This window comes from Actinokineospora guangxiensis, from assembly GCF_042657845.1.
Classification (GTDB): domain Bacteria; phylum Actinomycetota; class Actinomycetes; order Mycobacteriales; family Pseudonocardiaceae; genus Actinokineospora; species Actinokineospora guangxiensis.
This window is the reverse complement of record NZ_JBHSKF010000001.1, coordinates 339,607-356,208: the sequence shown is the minus strand read 5'-3', so window position 1 is coordinate 356,208 and position 16,602 is coordinate 339,607. Positions and strand designations below refer to the sequence as shown.

General features: G+C 72.3%; 15 protein-coding genes. 6 read left to right on the top strand and 9 right to left on the bottom strand.

Translation table 11 applies throughout. From position 1 onward, the window contains the following. Positions 1-166 precede the first annotated feature (166 nt). Entirely contained in the window at positions 167-571 is a 405-nt protein-coding gene (locus tag ACFPM7_RS01615; RefSeq protein WP_378242954.1) for an SRPBCC family protein, read from the top strand. A 76-nt stretch (positions 572-647) separates the two neighbouring features. On the opposite strand, the gene ACFPM7_RS01610 is transcribed toward ACFPM7_RS01615, so the two are convergent. Both ACFPM7_RS01610 and ACFPM7_RS01605 read right to left on the bottom strand, forming a co-directional pair. Beyond that, positions 648-1,844, bottom strand: a complete 1,197-nt coding sequence (locus tag ACFPM7_RS01610; protein ID WP_378242952.1) for an MFS transporter — start codon at positions 1,842-1,844, stop codon at positions 648-650. Between the two features lie 230 nt (positions 1,845-2,074). Then, positions 2,075-4,333 (bottom strand): (Fe-S)-binding protein, encoded by a 2,259-nt coding sequence (locus ACFPM7_RS01605; RefSeq protein WP_378242950.1) that lies wholly within the window; start codon positions 4,331-4,333, stop codon positions 2,075-2,077. A gap of 170 nt (positions 4,334-4,503) precedes the next feature. On the opposite strand from ACFPM7_RS01605, the gene ACFPM7_RS01600 reads away from it, so the two are divergent. From ACFPM7_RS01600 to ACFPM7_RS01585, 4 genes are all read left to right on the top strand, one after another. Continuing rightward, entirely contained in the window at positions 4,504-5,070 is a 567-nt protein-coding gene (locus tag ACFPM7_RS01600) for a TetR/AcrR family transcriptional regulator (RefSeq protein ID WP_378242948.1), read from the top strand. Positions 5,071-5,360: 290 nt separating this feature from the next. Further along, positions 5,361-6,179 (top strand): DUF4097 family beta strand repeat-containing protein, encoded by an 819-nt coding sequence (locus ACFPM7_RS01595; RefSeq protein ID WP_378242946.1) that lies wholly within the window; start codon positions 5,361-5,363, stop codon positions 6,177-6,179. After that, complete coding sequence (locus tag ACFPM7_RS01590; RefSeq protein WP_378242944.1) at positions 6,176-6,781, top strand: TetR/AcrR family transcriptional regulator; 606 nt, start codon at positions 6,176-6,178, stop codon at positions 6,779-6,781. Before ACFPM7_RS01595 ends, ACFPM7_RS01590 begins: the two co-directional genes overlap by 4 nt. Before the next feature lie 128 nt (positions 6,782-6,909). Then, entirely contained in the window at positions 6,910-7,071 is a 162-nt protein-coding gene (locus ACFPM7_RS01585; RefSeq protein WP_378242942.1) for a hypothetical protein, read from the top strand. A 42-nt stretch (positions 7,072-7,113) separates the two neighbouring features. Here ACFPM7_RS01585 and clpB read toward each other — a convergent pair whose 3' ends face one another. The 3 genes from clpB to ACFPM7_RS01570 form a co-directional block, all read right to left on the bottom strand. Then, positions 7,114-9,702, bottom strand: coding sequence for an ATP-dependent chaperone ClpB (gene clpB, locus ACFPM7_RS01580; protein WP_378242940.1), 2,589 nt, complete (start codon positions 9,700-9,702; stop codon positions 7,114-7,116). Positions 9,703-9,965: 263 nt separating this feature from the next. Next, positions 9,966-10,421, bottom strand: coding sequence for a MarR family winged helix-turn-helix transcriptional regulator (locus ACFPM7_RS01575; protein WP_378242937.1), 456 nt, complete (start codon positions 10,419-10,421; stop codon positions 9,966-9,968). Then, a complete protein-coding gene (locus ACFPM7_RS01570) occupies positions 10,421-10,885 on the bottom strand; it encodes a hypothetical protein (RefSeq protein ID WP_378242935.1) in 465 nt (154 codons plus the stop codon). Before ACFPM7_RS01570 ends, ACFPM7_RS01575 begins: the two co-directional genes overlap by 1 nt. 228 nt (positions 10,886-11,113) lie before the next feature. Between ACFPM7_RS01570 and ACFPM7_RS01565 the strand changes: the two genes are divergently transcribed. After that, entirely contained in the window at positions 11,114-12,286 is a 1,173-nt protein-coding gene (locus tag ACFPM7_RS01565) for a globin domain-containing protein (RefSeq protein ID WP_378242932.1), read from the top strand. Positions 12,287-12,346: 60 nt separating this feature from the next. On the opposite strand, the gene ACFPM7_RS01560 is transcribed toward ACFPM7_RS01565, so the two are convergent. The 4 genes from ACFPM7_RS01560 to dnaK are packed head-to-tail and all read right to left on the bottom strand — an operon-like array spanning position 12,347 to position 16,539. Beyond that, positions 12,347-12,772 carry a heat shock protein transcriptional repressor HspR gene (locus ACFPM7_RS01560; protein WP_378242930.1) on the bottom strand — a complete coding sequence of 142 codons (426 nt, stop codon included), beginning with the start codon at positions 12,770-12,772 and terminating at the stop codon, positions 12,347-12,349. A gap of 4 nt (positions 12,773-12,776) precedes the next feature. After that, a complete protein-coding gene (gene dnaJ / locus ACFPM7_RS01555) occupies positions 12,777-13,940 on the bottom strand; it encodes a molecular chaperone DnaJ (protein ID WP_378242927.1) in 1,164 nt (387 codons plus the stop codon). Between the two features lie 20 nt (positions 13,941-13,960). Next, entirely contained in the window at positions 13,961-14,677 is a 717-nt protein-coding gene (grpE, locus tag ACFPM7_RS01550) for a nucleotide exchange factor GrpE (protein WP_378242925.1), read from the bottom strand. Beyond that, positions 14,674-16,539: a molecular chaperone DnaK gene (gene dnaK / locus ACFPM7_RS01545; RefSeq protein ID WP_378242923.1), complete on the bottom strand. Its 1,866-nt coding sequence runs from the start codon at positions 16,537-16,539 to the stop codon at positions 14,674-14,676. The genes grpE and dnaK overlap by 4 nt, the downstream gene beginning before the upstream one ends. Positions 16,540-16,602 lie beyond the last annotated feature (63 nt).

The following is a 16,602-nucleotide window of genomic DNA, read 5'->3' as shown; positions in this document are numbered from 1 at the left end:
GAAGTCAGCTGAGCGTCAATGGGCCAACCACCATACGGAGAGCAACACCCCTGGTGGCGGCGTCACGTTAGCCCAAATGACGGCGCGGGCTTCGACCGACTTTGGGAGCGCTCCCAGTGTCGGTGGAGCGGCGTAGCGTGGCAGAGGTCGGAGGGGAAGTGATCACATGACGGGTCAGACCAAGGACGTCGGATGGAACATCGGGGTGTCCAAGACGCTGCCGCACCCGCTGGAGCGGGTGTGGGCCTACCTGGTGAGCCGCGAGGGCCTGGCCACCTGGCTCGGCCCGGGCGCCGAACTGGGCACGACGAAGGGCGACACCTACCGCACCGACACCGGCACCACCGGCGAACTCCGCAGCCTGCGCACCGGCGACCGGGTCCGGCTGACCTGGCGACCCGCCGACTGGACGCACGACACGACCGTGCAGGTCACGGTGGTCCCGAACGGCGCGGACCGCACCCGGCTGAACTTCCACCAGGAGTGGCTGGCCGACGCCGAGGAGCGGGAGAGCCAGCGCACCCACTGGAAGGCCGTCATGGCCGCGGTGGAACGCGATCTGGCTGACTGACTCGCCCGACACCCCCGCTACGCACCCGGACGGCGGGGCCTGGCGGCAGAGCGCCGATAGCGGCCGCCGGAAAGCGTCACGGCAACTGCGGCACGGGAGCCGAGCGACCGATCGGCTCGCCCAGCACCTCGCCGCGCACTGGGACGACGAGTGCGGCGGCGGCGGGCAGCAGGGCGGCCGCCAGCAGGGCCCACGGCCAGGGCAGGGCGGTCGCCAGCAGTGCGAAGAGCGGCACGATCGCCAGGCCGACGACGCCCTGGCCGGTGTTCTGCACCCCGATCGCCCGGCCCGCCCACGAGGGTCCGGCCAGTTCGGCGGTCGCGGTGAAGCCCAGGCCGTTGTCCATCACCGAGACGACGAGGACCGCGACCAAGCCCGCCAGCGCCAGCCACTGCGCGACGGCGTCCCCGATGCCCCACAGTGCCATCGACGCCGCCGCCAGCGCCGCGATGGTCCGCAGCGGGCGCATCCGGCTGCGCGCCCGGTCCGACCACACCCCGGCCACCACGCGCGCCACCGCGCCGAAGGCCTGTACGACCGCGACCAGCACCCCGGCCGCGACCGCGCTCCACCCCTGCCGCACGACTAGGTACGCCAGCGCGAACGAGCTGGCGATGAACTGCGGCCCGACCAGCAGCGCGCTGGCGCCGTGCACCCGCCACAGCCGCGCCGTCCGGTACGGCGACCCGGTGGCCGCCACCTCCCCGGCCGCGCCGCGCCGGGGGTTCTTGAGCCACACCGCCACCGCGAGCCCGGTGAGCAGGCACAGCGCCGAGGGCACCAGCAGCGCCTCGCGGTAGCCCCACGCCTCGGCGGCCGAGGGCATGGTCAGCGCCGCGATCCCCACGCCGAGCGGCGTGCAGGTCTGCCGGATGCCCATCGCCAGGCCCCGCTCCGCCACCCCGAACCAGCCCAGCACGGCCCGCCCGCCCGCCGCGCTGATCGACGCGGCGAACAGCCCGGCCCCGGTCAGCGCCGCCCCCATCCCGAGCACCCCCGGCGCCCACACCGCCGCGAACCCGCCCGCCGCGCTGCCGAGCATCCCCACGGTCATCACCAGCCGCTCGCCGAACCGGTCGGCGAGCGCGCCCCAGAAGATCATCGTGACGAGCATGCCCAGCATCGGCGTCACCACGAGCACGCTCGCCCCGGCGAAGGACAGCCCTTCCCCGCTCTGCAGCTGGGGAAGCACGAACGGCGGCCCGTAGATCAGCGCGCTCATCGCCGCCTGCGCCGCCACGGCGACGCCGAGGACAACCCACCTCTGCCGCATGAAACTTACGTTAGCTAAAGATTCCCATTCGCCGGAATCAGATTCTCATCACATGGGAGCTAGGCCGCGCTGGCGCCCTCCGAGTCCACCGCGCTGCCGACCTGCGAGAGCGTCGCCGACCGCCGCTGGATGACCTGGCGGCCCGGCGAGGAGGCCGTCGGGAACCGGGAGCGGACGCAGAACGGCCCAGGTCCGCGGGGCTCCGCGGACCTGGGCCGACAGGAAGGCGATCAGCTGCCCGCGGTCGGGGTCTTGCCCTCGTCGGGCAGCGGGGTGCCGGTGGGCGTGGCGTCGGTGGGCTCGTCGGCGGGCTCGGGGAGGCCGCGCTTGACCGAGGACAGCAGCAGCTGGGCGACGTCGACCACCTCGACGTGCTCGCCCGCGAGGCCGTCGGCCTGCCGGGCGGTGACGCCGTCGGTGAGCATCACGCGGCAGAACGGGCAGCCGGTGGCGATCTTGGCGGGCGCGGTGCCCAGCGCCTCGTCCACCCGCTCGACGTTGATGCGCTTGCCGACGCGCTCCTCCATCCACATGCGCGCCCCGCCCGCGCCGCAGCACATCGAGCGGTCGGCGTGCCGGGGCATCTCGCGCAGGTTCGCGCCCGCCGCGCCGACCAGCTCGCGCGGGGCCTCGTAGACCTTGTTGTGCCGGCCGAGGTAGCACGGGTCGTGGTAGGTGACGTCCTCGGCGACGGGGGCCACCGGGACCAGGCGGCGCTCGCGCACCAGGCGGTTGAGCAGCTGCGTGTGGTGCACGACCTCGTACTGACCGCCCAGCGACGGGTATTCGTTGGCCAGGGTGTTGAAGCAGTGCGCACAGGTCGCCACGATCTTGCGCTTGCCCGCCGGGCGGCCCTCGAAGACGGTGTTGATGACCTCGACGTTCTGCTGGGCCAGCATCTGGAACAGGAACTCGTTGCCCGCGCGCCGCGCCGGGTCGCCCGTGCAGGTCTCCTCGGGGCCGAGGACCACATAGGACACACCGGCGACGTGCAGCAGCTCGGCCACCGCGCGGGTCGTCTTCTTCGCCCGGTCCTCGAAGGCGCCCGCGCAGCCGACCCAGAACAGGTACTCGGTGTCGCCCAGCTCGCCGTCGAACACCGGCACCTCGAAGTCGAGGTCGGCGGTCCAGGCCAGGCGGTCCTTGGAGTTCTGCCCCCAGGGGTTGCCCTTGTTCTCCAGGTTCTTGAACATGCCGCCCAGCTCGGACGGGAAGTTCGACTCGATGAGCACCTGGTAGCGGCGCATGTCGACGATGTGGTCGACGTGCTCGATGTCCACCGGGCACTGCTCGACGCAGGCGCCGCAGGAGGTGCAGGACCACAGCACCTCGGGGTCGATGACGCCGTTCTCGTCCACCCCGCCGATCAGCGGGCGCTCGGCCTCGGCGATGGCGAGGACGTCGATGCCCGCGTACGGGTTGTCGCCGGTCAGGCCGACCTCGTCGCCCGCCATGTCGCGCTTGCCGCCCGCCAGCAGGTAGGGCGCCTTGGCGTAGGCGTGGTCGCGCAGCTGGGTGATGACCAGCTTGGGCGAGAGCGGCTTGCCGGTGTTCCACGCCGGGCACTGCGACTGGCACCGCCCGCACTCGGTGCAGGTGGTGAAGTCCAGCCAGCCCTTCCAGGAGAAGTCCTCGACCTTGCCCGCGCCGAAGACGTCCTTCTCCGGGTCGGCCTCCTCGAAGTCCAGCGGCTTGCCGCCGGAGGTCATCGGCTTGAGAGCGCCGAGGGCGACGCCGCCGTCGGCCTCGCGCTTGAAGTAGATGTTGAAGAACGCGCTGAAGCGGTGCCAGGCCACGCCCATCGTCATGTTCCTGGCGACGACGTACACCCAGACCATCGCGCCCATGAGCTTGACGAACGCCAGCGCGGACACAAGGTCGGGGCTGCTCGGCAGGATCGAGCCCAGCGGGTTGGACACGAACGCCGCCCAGATCGGCAGCTCGTGGGCGCCCATCGCGGCCTTGGCGGCGCGGACGCCGAGGATGCCGATGCCCTCGAAGATCACCACGAACTCGACGAAGTACGCCTGGCCGGCGTTGGAGCCCTGGAACCGGGACTGCCGGTCGGCGCGGCGCGGGTGGTTGAGCTGGCGGATGGCCACCAGCGCCAGCCCGCCGACGATCGTGCCGACGCCCAGCAGCTCCATCAGCAGGTGCCACAGGTTCCAGTGGTCGAGGATCGGCCAGCCCCAGGTCGGGACGAACACTTCGCCGTAGGCCTCGAACAGCGCGGCCGAGCCGATGAGGAAGCCCCACATGACCAGCCAGTGCGCCCAGCCGACGTGCCGGAACTTGTTCATCCTGGTGTGCGCGGCGAACTCGGTGACGAGCGTGCGCATACGCGGGACGAACGGGCCGTTGCGGGTCGCGTCGGGCTGGCCGAGGCGCACCACGGCCACCATCCGCGCGATCGTCCGCACGAACATGCTCCAGGCCACGAGGCTGACCGCGACCGCGATCAGCCCGAGGGTCAACTGCACGGCACCCATGGTGGTTGGGACCTTCCGTTCGGGTGGTCTCTTCTTACTCGTCAGTAACCGGGTTAGAGAAGCCTAAGTCGATGAAGTGTGGCGCACACCTCGGGGGTACCGGGACGATCGTTCCGGTACTTTGTCCGTGTGGTGCGTCAATCTTGGCCGTTCGCGATGGGGTCCGCCCGGTGACCCGCCCCCGCCCCGACGGCCGCAAGCTGCGCGGCGAGCGCAGGCGCGCGGAGCTGATCGAGGCCGCCCTGCGCGTCATCGAACGCGACGGCGTCTCCGGCGTCACCCACCGCACCGTCGCCGCCGAGGCGGGCGTCCCGACCACGTCCACGACCTACCACTTCGCCAGCCTGGACGACCTGCTGGTGGCCACCCTGACCTCGTCGGCGGTCAACATGGCCGCCGACATCCGCGACTCGATCGAGTCCAGCCGCATCAAGGGCGCCAGCCCCGCCGCCGCCGTCGCCCACACCCTGGCCGAGGCCGTCGGCCCCCGCCGGGGCCGCACGATGGCGGAGTACGAGCTGTACCTGCTGGCCGCCCGCCGCCCCGCCCTGCGCCCGGCCGCCCGCCGCTGGCTGGACGTGCTGACCACCCTGGCGAGGAACCCCGACGAGGTCGGCTTCCGCGCCTTCCTGGCGGGCATCGACGGCCTGCTGATGCAGGGCCTCATCGACGACGAACCCCCCACCGCCGCCGAACTCGAACCGGTCGTGGAATCCCTGCTGGCACCGCTGCGCTGACCCCGGCGTCCGGGGTGGGCGTCCGGGCAGGGTCTCCGGCCCCCGCCGCCAGGTCATGGCCTGTGGCGGGCCGCGCGCACCGGTGGGTCGGCCGCTGCGGACAGCCCGTGGGTACGGCGAAAGTCGTGCCTCGTATGCGACTTCCGGTTGACGACCGCGCGCCTCTGTCGGCCATAGCCTCCGGATGGCGGTAGGGGAAACCTCCGGGACAGCTCGGGGGCGTCCCTGATGTCCGGGGGGCGCCGCCGGCCATAGCGTTCTCGACGTTGGGCCGGGTCGAAGGGGGAGCGATGAAGAAGGTGGTGGCGGGGGTCGCCGTGGTGGGGGTGGCTGCTGGGCTGCTGTCCGGGTGCGGGTTGGCCACTCGGGAGTTCAGCGACTCCGACACCGGGATCGGCTCGGAGGTCCGGAGTGTGCGGCTCGTCCAGGAAGGGGGGTCGGTGGTCGTCCGGGCGGGGGAGGTCGCCTCGGTGCGCCGAACGGTGCGCTACCTGGACGACAAGCCGGGGGCCACGCACCGCGTCGAGGGAGACGCGCTGGTCTTGGAGGGGTGCGGGCAGGACAACTGCTGGATCGACTACGAGGTGGTCGTTCCGGCGGGGTTCGCGCTCGCGGGGGACGTCACGTCGGGGAACGTGACGGTCGAGGGGGCCGGTTCGGTCGAGGTGCGGTCGTCGTCGGGGGACGTGACCGTGCGCGGGGTGTCCGGGGGTGTCTCGGTGGAGGCGACGTCCGGGCGGATCGAGCTGGTGAACGTCGGGGAGAACGCCTCGGTGCAGGTCACGTCGGGGGACGTTGGCGTGCGCGGCGTCCGGGGGGACGCCACCGTGCGGTCGAGTTCGGGGGCTGTCACGGTGACCGGGGCAGGGGGGAGGGTGGACGTCGAGGCCACGTCGGGGGACGTGGCCATCGACGCCGCCGAGGTCGTGGACGTCACGGCCACCGCCACCAGCGGCACGCTGGACATCACCGTTCCCCGCGCCCGCTACCGGGTCGCGGTGGAAGCCGACAGCGGCGAGATCGACAACGCCGTGGGCAACGACCCGGCCGGACAGGCCGCTCTCAAGCTCTCCGCCTCCAGCGGGGACGTCACGGTGAGGTACGCATGACAACCCGAGAACGCGCCGACGCCGCGCGCAACCGCCGCCGCATCCTGACCGCCGCCCGGCTGCTGGTCGAGCGCCACGGCGCCGACGCGGTCACCATGGACGACGTCGCCACCACGGCGGGCGTCGGCAAGGGCACCCTCTTCCGCCGCTTCGGCGACAAGGCGGGCCTGGCCAGAGCGCTGCTCGCCGAATCCGAGCGCACCCTCTACGTCCGCGTCACCACCGGCGAGGCCCCGCTGGGCCCCGGCGCGCCCGCCACCGAGCGCCTGGTCGCCTTCTTCGACGCGTACCTGGCCTTCCTCACCGCCAACCTCGACCTGATGCGCATCGCCGAGACCGCCAAGCCCGGCGCCCGCTTCCGCGCCGAGCCCTACCGCTACTGGCACCACCACGTCGCCCGCCTGCTGGTCGAGGCCCGCGTGCCCGCCGACCCCCGTGCCCTGTCCCACGCCCTGATGGCCGCCGTCGCCGCCGACCTGCACCGCGCGGTCGGCCGCGAGTCCGCCCCGGGCGCCATGCGCAACGCGATCCTGCACCTGGTCGGCAAGAGCACCAGCGGCGGCATGATCCCCGCGCCCCGCCTCCAGGCCCTGCGCGCCTGACCCGACGACGACGCGAGAAGGGCCCGGCGGTGTGCCGGGCCCTTCTCGCCTTCTCCCGCTGCCGGCCCTCCGTGGGGTAGGACGGAGGGGAACGATCCGGCGAACAGCGTGGAGGACCTGTGGTCAAGGTGACGAAGAGCGACGGCCAGATCGCCGAGTACGACGAGGGCCGCGACGTGTCCGCGAGCACCAGCGGCAACCTGACGGTGGTGGGGAGCAGCGGCGTCACCGTCGCCATCTACGCCCCCGGCTCGTGGATCAGCGTGGACGTCGTCCGCACCAAGCCGTGAGGCGTGGCGGGAGGGCGCGGGAAGCGCCCTCCCGCCGCCGCGTCACGCGCGGCGGACCACCAGCCCCGAGTTGTCGTCGGTGATGTCGACCGAGACCGTGTCGCCGTCGCGGATGCCGCCGGAGAGCAGGGACTTGGCCAGCTGGTCGCCGATGGCGGAGGAGACCAGCCTGCGCAGGGGGCGGGCGCCGTAGACGGGGTCGAAGCCGTTGAGGGCCAGCCAGTCCCGCGCCGACGGGGTGACCTCCAGGGTGAGGCGGCGCTGGGCCAGGCGGCGGCCGAGGCGGGCGACCTGGATGTCGACGATGGCAGTCAGCTCCTCGGTCGCCAGGGAGTGGAAGACGACGATGTCGTCCAAGCGGTTGAGGAACTCGGGCTTGAAGTGGCGCTGCACCACCGCCATCACCGCGTCGCGGCGCTGGAGTTCGCTGAGGGTGGCCTCCGCGATGGCCTGGGAGCCGAGGTTGGAGGTCAGCACCAGGATGGTGTTGCGGAAGTCGACCGTGCGGCCCTGGCTGTCGGTGAGGCGGCCGTCGTCCAGCACCTGGAGCAGGACGTCGAAGACGTCGGGGTGGGCTTTCTCGACCTCGTCCAGCAGCACGACGGTGTACGGGCGGCGGCGGACGGACTCGGTCAGCTGCCCGCCCTGGTCGTAGCCGACGTAGCCGGGCGGGGCGCCGACGAGGCGGGCCACCGAGTGCTTCTCGCTGTACTCGCTCATGTCGATGCGCACCATGGCGCGCTCGTCGTCGAACAGGAACTCCGCGAGCGCCTTGGCCAGCTCGGTCTTGCCGACGCCGGTCGGGCCCAGGAACAGGAACGAGCCGGTGGGGCGGTCCGGGTCGGCGACGCCCGCCCGCGCGCGGCGCACGGCGTCGGAGACCACGCGCACGGCCTCGGCCTGGCCGACGACGCGCGCGCCCAGCGCCTCCTCCATGCGCAGCAGCTTCTGCGTCTCGCCCTCCAGCATCCGGCCCGCCGGGATGCCCGTCCACGCCGAGACGACCTCGGCGATGTCGTCGGCGCCGACCTCCTCCTTCAGCATCACCTCGGCGCCCGCCTGCGGCGTGGAGGCCGTCGCGGCGTCGAGGTCCTTCTCCAGCGCCGGAATGCGCCCGTAGCGCAGCTCGGCGGCGCGGCCGAGGTCGCCGTCGCGCTCGGCGCGCTCCGACTCCCCGCGCAGCGCCTCCAGCTGCTCCTTCAGTTCGCGGACCTTGTCGATGGAGCCTTTCTCGTTCTGCCAGCGGGCGGTCAGCGCCGAGAGGGTCTCGCGCTTCTCGGCCAGCTCGGCGCGCAGGGCGGCCAGCCGCTCGCGCGAGGCCGGATCGTCCTCTTTGGACAGCGCCATCTCCTCGATCTCCAGGCGGCGCACGGAGCGCTCCACCTCGTCGATCTCGACCGGGCGGGAGTCGATCTCCATGCGCAGCCGGGAGGCGGCCTCGTCCACGAGGTCGATCGCCTTGTCGGGCAGGAAGCGGGCGGTGATGTAGCGGTCGGAGAGGTCGGCGGCGGCGACCAGGGCGCTGTCGGTGATGCGCACGCCGTGGTGGACCTCGTAGCGCTCCTTGAGCCCGCGCAGGATGCCGACGGTGTCCTCCACCGACGGCTCGCCGACCAGCACCTGCTGGAAGCGCCGCTCCAGCGCCGGGTCCTTCTCGATGTGCTGGCGGTACTCGTCCAGCGTGGTCGCCCCGACCATGCGCAGCTCGCCGCGGGCCAGCATCGGCTTGATCATGTTGCCCGCGTCCATCGCGCCCTCGCCGGTCGCGCCCGCGCCGACGATGGTGTGCAGCTCATCGATGAAGGTGATGACCTGCCCGGCGGAGTCGGTGATCTCCTTGAGCACGGCCTTGAGCCGCTCCTCGAACTCGCCGCGGAACTTCGCGCCGGCGACCATCGCGCCGAGGTCGAGGCCGACGACGCGCTTGCCGCGCAGCGATTCCGGCACGTCGCCTGCGATGATGCGCTGGGCCAGGCCCTCCACGATCGCGGTCTTGCCGACGCCGGGCTCGCCGATGAGCACCGGGTTGTTCTTGGTGCGCCGCGAGAGCACCTGCACCACGCGGCGGATCTCCGCGTCGCGGCCGATGACGGGGTCGAGCTTGCCGTCGCGGGCCTGCTTGGTCAGGTCGATGCCGTACTTCTCCAGCGCCTGGTAGGTGCCCTCCGGGTCCGGGGTGGTGACCCGCGCCGACCCGCGCACCTTAGTGAACGCCTCGCGCAGCGCCTCCGGGGTCGCGCCGTGGCGGCGCAGCAGGTCGGCGACGTCACCGCCGGCGGCGGCCAGGCCGACCAGCAGGTGCTCGGTGGAGACGTACTCGTCGCCCAGCTCGGCGGCGAGCTTCTGGGCATGGGTGATCGCGCGCAGGGCGGGCTGCGACAGCGACGGCGAGTTCACCGTCGAGCCGGTGGCCGAGGGCAGCGCGCGCAACAGCCCCTCCAGCTCCTTGCGCACGACGTCGGGGTCGACGCCGACCGCGGTCAGCAGCGGGGCCGTCAGCCCGTCGGTCTGCGCCAGCAGCGCCCCGAGCAGGTGCGCGGCGGCGACGTCGGGGTTGCCGCCCGCCGCCGAGGCCTGGGCGGCCGCGCTGATGGCGGCCTGGGTCTTCGTCGTCGGGTTGAACGCGTCCATCTCCCACCTCGGTCGAGCTACTGGTTCCACCGACACAACGTCAGGAAAGTTGAGCCAGTTCCGCTCAACCCAGGATTCCCGGCTGTGACCTGCCTCGCCACCCGGTTGTCCACCGCCTCACCCACATGTCGCAACCAGGCTGTCCACACATCGGCAGGGGTTGTCCACAATCCCCAGGAAGTTGTCCACAGGCATGGGGACAACCGCTGATCCACTCGATCGAGTTAAGCGCTCCGCTGCCGGCCTACCCACGCGAGCACTGCTCACAGGTCGTCGTTGAGACGGGCCAGCAGGCGGGCGAACTCGCGCAGGTCCTCGGTCGGCCACTCGGCGACCCGCTCGCGCAGGCGCCGCCTGCGGTCGTCGCGCACCCGCTCCAGCCGCGACGCCCCGGACTCCGACAGCCGCAGCAGCCGCGCCCGGCCGTCGGAGGGGTCGGGGACCCGCTCGACCAGGCCGAGGTCGACCAGCCGCGCCAGCTGCCTGCTGACGGTCGACTTGTCCAGCCCGGTCCGCTCGACCACGTCCGCGGCGCGCGCCGGGCCGACGTCATCGATGTGCAGCAGCAGCGCGTAGGCCGCGCCGTCGAGATCGGGGTGCACGCGCGCGGCCAGCGACAGCGACAGGCTGCGCGCCCGGCCGAACAGCTTCGACAGCTCGCGCTCGAAGTCCTGCCCCGCCCGCCGCCGGTCGTCCTCCCCGGCCGTGTGGACGGCCACTACGCGCCCGGCGTGCCGTGGATGCGCGCCTCCTCGACCTCCACGACGATCCAGGGGCCCTCGGCGTGCGCGCGGCCGTTGACGTGCAGGCCGACCGGCTCGTCGGTGAAGTCCAGCAGCAGCACGCCGACCGCGGCGGGCGCCGGGCCCGCGGCCGGGTAGGCGATGCGCCGCGGGTCGAGCACGGTGATCTCGCGGAAGGCCGAGTCGCACTGCCCGGTCGCGTCGGCGGCGGCGACGTGGCCGACCCCCGCCCGTCCGATGATCCCGACCATGCGCGGGTCCAGGTGGTCGAGCGCGGCCGGGCCGCGGGGCCGCGCGCCGCGTGGTCCGATCAGGTGAGTTTCGGCGGCGGACTCCCGAGGGCCGCCGATCCCGGCCGCGGCGGGCGGTGGGTCGGCGAACTCCAGGGTGAGCAGGTCGGCAGCCGCCGTGCCGGTGGGGCGGGGATGATCGGGGGACACCTGTGGAACGGTTTCATGCCACTCCGGCATTCGCGAGACCGGTCACCCGGTCGTCGGCCTGAACGATGACATGCGGTAACGATCAGTAGCCGAGATCAGATCCACGTGGGGACAACTCCCAGCGCCCCTCCCGGAATGGGTCTACTGTCCACTCCGTCGGGGGATGGATGCTCAGCAAGCCCGGTGCAACGCTGGTTGCGCCCGAGAGGTGGAGTCAGACCCCCGACCATGACAGCGAACCCCGTGGTGAGCCCGATCCCGAACGTCCAGCCCCACCCGGAGTCCCCGACCGCGGTGGCCGCCATGGTGCGGCTCGTGCGGGAGAGCTTCGCCGTGGTGGAACCGCACGCGGACAAGGTTTCCCAGTTCTTCTACGGCATGCTCTTCTCGATCGCGCCCACGACGAGGGAGATGTTCCCCGCCAACATGCAGGTGCAGCGCTCGCGGCTGCTGCGCGCGCTGGTGCATGTCGTGCAGATGGTCGACCGGCCCGACGACCTGGTGCCGTTCCTGCGCCAGCTCGGCCGCGACCACCGCAAGTTCGGTGTCGTCTCCGAGCACTACGAGGCCGTCGGCATGGCGCTCATCGCCGCGGTGAAGAAGCACGCGGGCCAGGCGTGGACGCCCGAGGTCGAGCGCGCGTGGGCCGAGGCCTACACGATCATGGCCCGCGCCATGCTCGACGCCGCGGCCAGCGACCAGGGCCCGGCCTTCTGGACCGCCGAGGTGGTCGACCACCAGCGCCTGGCCTGGGACCTCGCCCGCGTCTGGGTCCGCCCCGACCACCCGATCCCCTACCGGCCCGGCCAGTACGTCAGCGTCGAGGTGCCGCAGCGGCCCCGGCTCTGGCGCTACCTCACCCCGGCCAACGCCCCCCGCGAGGACGGCGCCATCGAGTTCCACGTCCGCGGCGTCGAGGGCGGCTGGGTCAGCCGGGCCATCGTCGCGCACGCCGCGGCGGGCGAGCGGTGGCGGATCGGCCCGCCGATGGGCCGCATCACCGTCGACCGGACCGCGGGCTCGGACGTGGTCATGATCGCGGGCGGCACCGGCGTCGCGCCGATGCGCGCGATCGTGGAGGACCTGGCCCGCTGGGGCCAGAACCCGCAGGTGCACCTGTTCGTCGGCGGGCGCACCGCGGCCGACCTCTACGACCTGCCGCTGCTGCGCGACATCGCCGCGGCGAACCCGTGGCTGACCGTCGTCGGGGTCGCCGAGGAGGAGACCCCCGGCCTGGAGCACGGCACCCTCGCCGACGCGGTGACCCGCCACGGCGCGTGGGCCGACCGCGACGTGCTGCTCGCGGGCTCGCCGCCGATGATCCGGGCCACCGTCTCGCGCATGCTCGTCGCCGGAACCCCGCTCGACCGCATCGTCTACGACCCGTTCACCCTCGACTGAGCGGGTACGGCGAAGCCCCCGCCGCTGAGTGCGGCGGGGGCTTCGTCGCGGTTCTGTCGTTCAGCGCCTCGGCTCGGGCCGCCAGACCACCAGCGCGGTCTGCCTGCGGGCCGGGACCAGGTCGTGCCGGTAGGACTTGTGGATGGCCGCCGCCGCCTGCTCGGCCGCCGCGCGCACCGCGGCGACCTCCTCGCTCAGGTCGGCGACCAGCGACCGGAGCCGGTCGACCTCGTTCTCCAGCTCGATGATCCGCTTGATCCCCGCGAGGTTGACGCCGTCCTCCTGGGACAGGCGCTGCACCTCGCGCAGCAGGGCGATGTCGCGCAGCGAGTAGCGCCTGCCGCCGCCCGGGGTGCGGCCCGGCGACACCAGGCCCTGCCGGTCGTAGCTGCGCAGCGTCTGGGCGTGCAGCCCGGAGAGCTGCGCGGCGACCGAGATGACGAAGAACGGGGTGTCCTCGTCGGTGCCCGGGGGGAGGGGGTTCACGTCGCTACCTCGCCTTCTCCACCAGCGCGGTGAGGTCGGGTCGGGGGTCGTGGTCGGCGGTGGCCTCGGCGTAGGACTCCAGCGCCGCCTTGGCCGCCTCGTCCAGTGTCGCGGGCACGGTGACCTTCAGGGTGACGAGAAGATCACCGACTTGGCCGTCGCGGCGGTGCACGCCCTTGCCGCGCACCCGCAGCACCCGGTCCGAGGCCGTGCCGGGCGCGACCCGCAGGCTCACGGTGGAGTCCAGGGTCGGCACGGTCAGCGTGGTGCCCAGCGCCAGTTCGGGGAAGGTGACGGGCACCTTCAGCGTGAGGTCGTCGCCGTTGCGCCCGAAGACCGGGTGCGGGCTGACGTGCACGCGGACGAACAGGTCGCCCGCCTGCGCGCCGTTCTGCCCCGGCTCGCCCTGCCCGGCCAGCCGGATGCGCTGCTCGTCCTCCACCCCGGCGGGGATGCGCACGGTCAGCGTCCTGGTCTTGGTGGACACGCCGTCGCCGCCGCAGTCCAGGCACGGGTCGGTGACGATCGTGCCCTTGCCGCGGCAGTCGCGGCACGGCTCGCTGAAGGCGAACGCGCCCTGGCTGCGGTTGACCAGACCGGCCCCGCCGCAGTTCACGCAGACCTCCGGCGAGGTGCCCGGCCGGGCCCCCGACCCGTGGCAGGTGTCGCAGGTGGACGGACTGGTCAGCCGCAGCGGCACCGTCGCGCCGCGCACCGCCTCGGTGAAGTCGATGCGCACCTCGGTCTCGACGTCGGCGCCCCGCTTGGGGCGCGTGGCCGAGCCCGCGCGGCGGTTGAACAGGTTGCCGAACAGGTCGCCGATGCCGCCGAAACCACTGCCGCCCGCGGCCTGCTGCTGGTTGAACACGTCGGCGAAGTCGAAGTTGCCCCCGCCGCCGAAACCACCCGCACCGCCCGGCCGGAACCCGCCGCCGAAGAGGCTGCGCGCCTCGTCGTACTGCTTGCGCTTCTCGGCGTCCCCGATCACCCCGTAGGCCTCGGAGACCGCCTTGAAGCGGGCCTCGGCCTGGGTGTTGCCGGGGTTGGCGTCCGGGTGCAGCTCGCGGGCGAGCTTGCGGTACGCCTTCTTGATGTCCGCGTCCCCGGCTTTGGAGGAGACGCCCAGTTCGCGATAGAAGTCCTTGTCGATCCAGTCCCTAGCGCTCAAGAGACGTCCCCTCCTTCCGCTCAGCCCTGCTCGGGGGCGCCGGCTTCGGCGTCGGTGACCGCGACCATGGCGGCGCGGACCACGCGGTCGCCGAAGCGGTAGCCGCGGCGCAGGACGCCGGTGACCGTCGGGCCCGCGACCTCCGTGGAGGTCGAGTGCTGCACGGCCTCGTGCACCGACGGGTCGAACGGCTCGCCGTCGTGGCCGAAGGGCTCCAGGCCGGTGCGCTCCAGGGTGGCGGCCAGCTTGTCGGCCACCGCCTTGAACGCGCCCGTCAGGTCGCCGTGCGCCTTCGCGCGCTCGATGTCGTCGAGGACGTTGAGCAGTTCGACGACGACCTGCGCCTTGGCAGAGCTGACCACCGACTCCCGGTCGCGCTCGACGCGCTTGCGGTAGTTGGCGTACTCGGCCTGCAGGCGCTGCAGGTCGGCGGTGCGCTCGTCCAGCTGGGTCTTCAGCTCGGCGGCGGGGTCGAGGTCGCCGGGCGCCTCGGTCCGCGTGCCTTCCTCGGTGGGGAACTCGATGACGCCCTCGATCGCGCCGTCCGCCGCGGGGGCGGTGTCAGCGGCGGGATCGGCTGCGGGGTCGGCGGCATCGGTGGCGGCCGGGGTGGACGGCGTCTCCTGCGCGCCGTCCCCGCCCGCCCGGACCTGGCCCGTCTCCGGGTCGATCCGGCGGCGGTCCCGCACCACGACCCGGGGCTCCTCGCCGCCGTGCTCGTCGTGCTTGTCGGTCACTTCTTGTCCTTGTCCTCGTCCACGATCTCGGCGTCGACAACGTCATCGGCGGCACCCGCGCCACCGGCACCGGACTGGGCCTGCTGGCCCTGCTCGGCGCCCTCGGCGCCGGGCTGCGCGCCGGTGTTGGCGTACAGCGCCGAGCCCATGGCCTGCGACTCGGTGGCCAGCTTCTCCATCGCGGCCTTGATGGCGGCGATGTCGCTGCCCGCCAGCGCCGCGTTGGCCTCCTTGATCGCGGTCTCGACCTTCTCCTTGGTCTCGCCCGGGATCTTGTCCTCGTTGTCCTTGACGAACTTCTCGGTCTGGTAGACCAGCGACTCGGCCTGGTTGCGGACCTCGGCCTCGTCGCGGCGGGCCTTGTCCTCCTCCGCGTGCGCCTCGGCGTCGCGGACCATGCGGTCGATGTCCTCCTTCGGCAGCGCGGAGCCGCCGGTGATGGTCATCGACTGGACCTTGCCGGTGCCCATGTCCTTGGCCGAGACGTGCACGATGCCGTTGGCGTCGATGTCGAAGGTGACCTCGACCTGCGGCACGCCGCGCGGGGCCGGGGGCAGGCCGGTGAGGTCGAAGGTGCCCAGCTTCTTGTTGTCCTGGGCGAACTCGCGCTCGCCCTGGTAGACCTGGATGCCGACCGTGGTCTGGTTGTCGTCTGCGGTGGAGAAGATCTCCGAGCGCTTGGTCGGGATCGTGGTGTTGCGCTCGATGAGCTTGGTGAACACCCCGCCCTTGGTCTCGATGCCCAGCGACAGCGGGGTCACGTCGAGCAGCAGGACGTCCTTGACCTCGCCCTTGAGCACACCGGCCTGCAGCGCCGCGCCGACGGCGACGACCTCGTCGGGGTTGACGCCCTTGTTGGGCTCGCGGCCGCCGGTCAGCTCCTTGACCAGCTCGGCGACGGCGGGCATGCGGGTCGAGCCGCCGACCAGCACGACGTGGTCGATGTCGCCGACGGAGACGCCGCCGTCCTTGATCACGTTGGTGAACGGCGCGCGGGTGCGGTCCAGCAGGTCGCTGGTGATCCGCTGGAACTCCGCGCGGGTCAGGTTCTCGTCCAGGAACAGCGGGTTCTTGTCCGCGTCGACGGTGATGTAGGGCAGGTTGATGTTGGCGCTGTTGGAGCTGGACAGCTCGATCTTCGCCTTCTCCGCGGCCTCGCGGATGCGCTGCAGCGCCATCTTGTCCTTGGTCAGGTCGATGCCGCTGCTCTGGCGGAACTTCTCGACCAGCCAGTCCACGACGCGCTGGTCCCAGTCGTCGCCGCCGAGGTGGTTGTCGCCGGAGGTCGCGCGGACCTCCACGACGCCGTCGCCGATCTCCAGCAGGGAGACGTCGAAGGTGCCGCCGCCGAGGTCGAAGACCAGGATGGTCTGCTCCTTGGCGCCCTTGTCCAGGCCGTAGGCCAGCGCCGCCGCGGTCGGCTCGTTGACGATCCGCAGGACGTTGAGGCCGGCGATCTGCCCGGCCTCCTTGGTGGCCTGCCGCTGGGCGTCCTCGAAGTAGGCGGGGACGGTGATGACCGCGTCGGTGATCGTCTCGCCCAGGTAGGCCTCGGCGTCGCGCTTGAGCTTCATCAGCACGCGGGCGGAGATCTCCTGCGGCGTGTAGTTCTTGCCGTCGATCTCCTGCTTCCAGTCGGTGCCGACGTGCCGCTTCACGGACCTGATGGTCCGGTCGACGTTGGTCACCGCCTGGTTCTTCGCGGGCTGGCCGACCAGGACCTCGCCGTTCTTGGCGAAGGCCACGATGGACGGGGTGGTCCGGGAGCCCTCCGAGTTGGCGATGACCGTCGGTTCACCGCCTTCGAGCACGGCGACGACGGAGTTGGTCGTCCCCAGGTCGATGCCGACCGCTCGCGCCATTGTGTTCCTCCATAGCCTGTGGGGTAGAGCTTGCTGGTGAAGTTGAGTCTACCGGCATCAGGT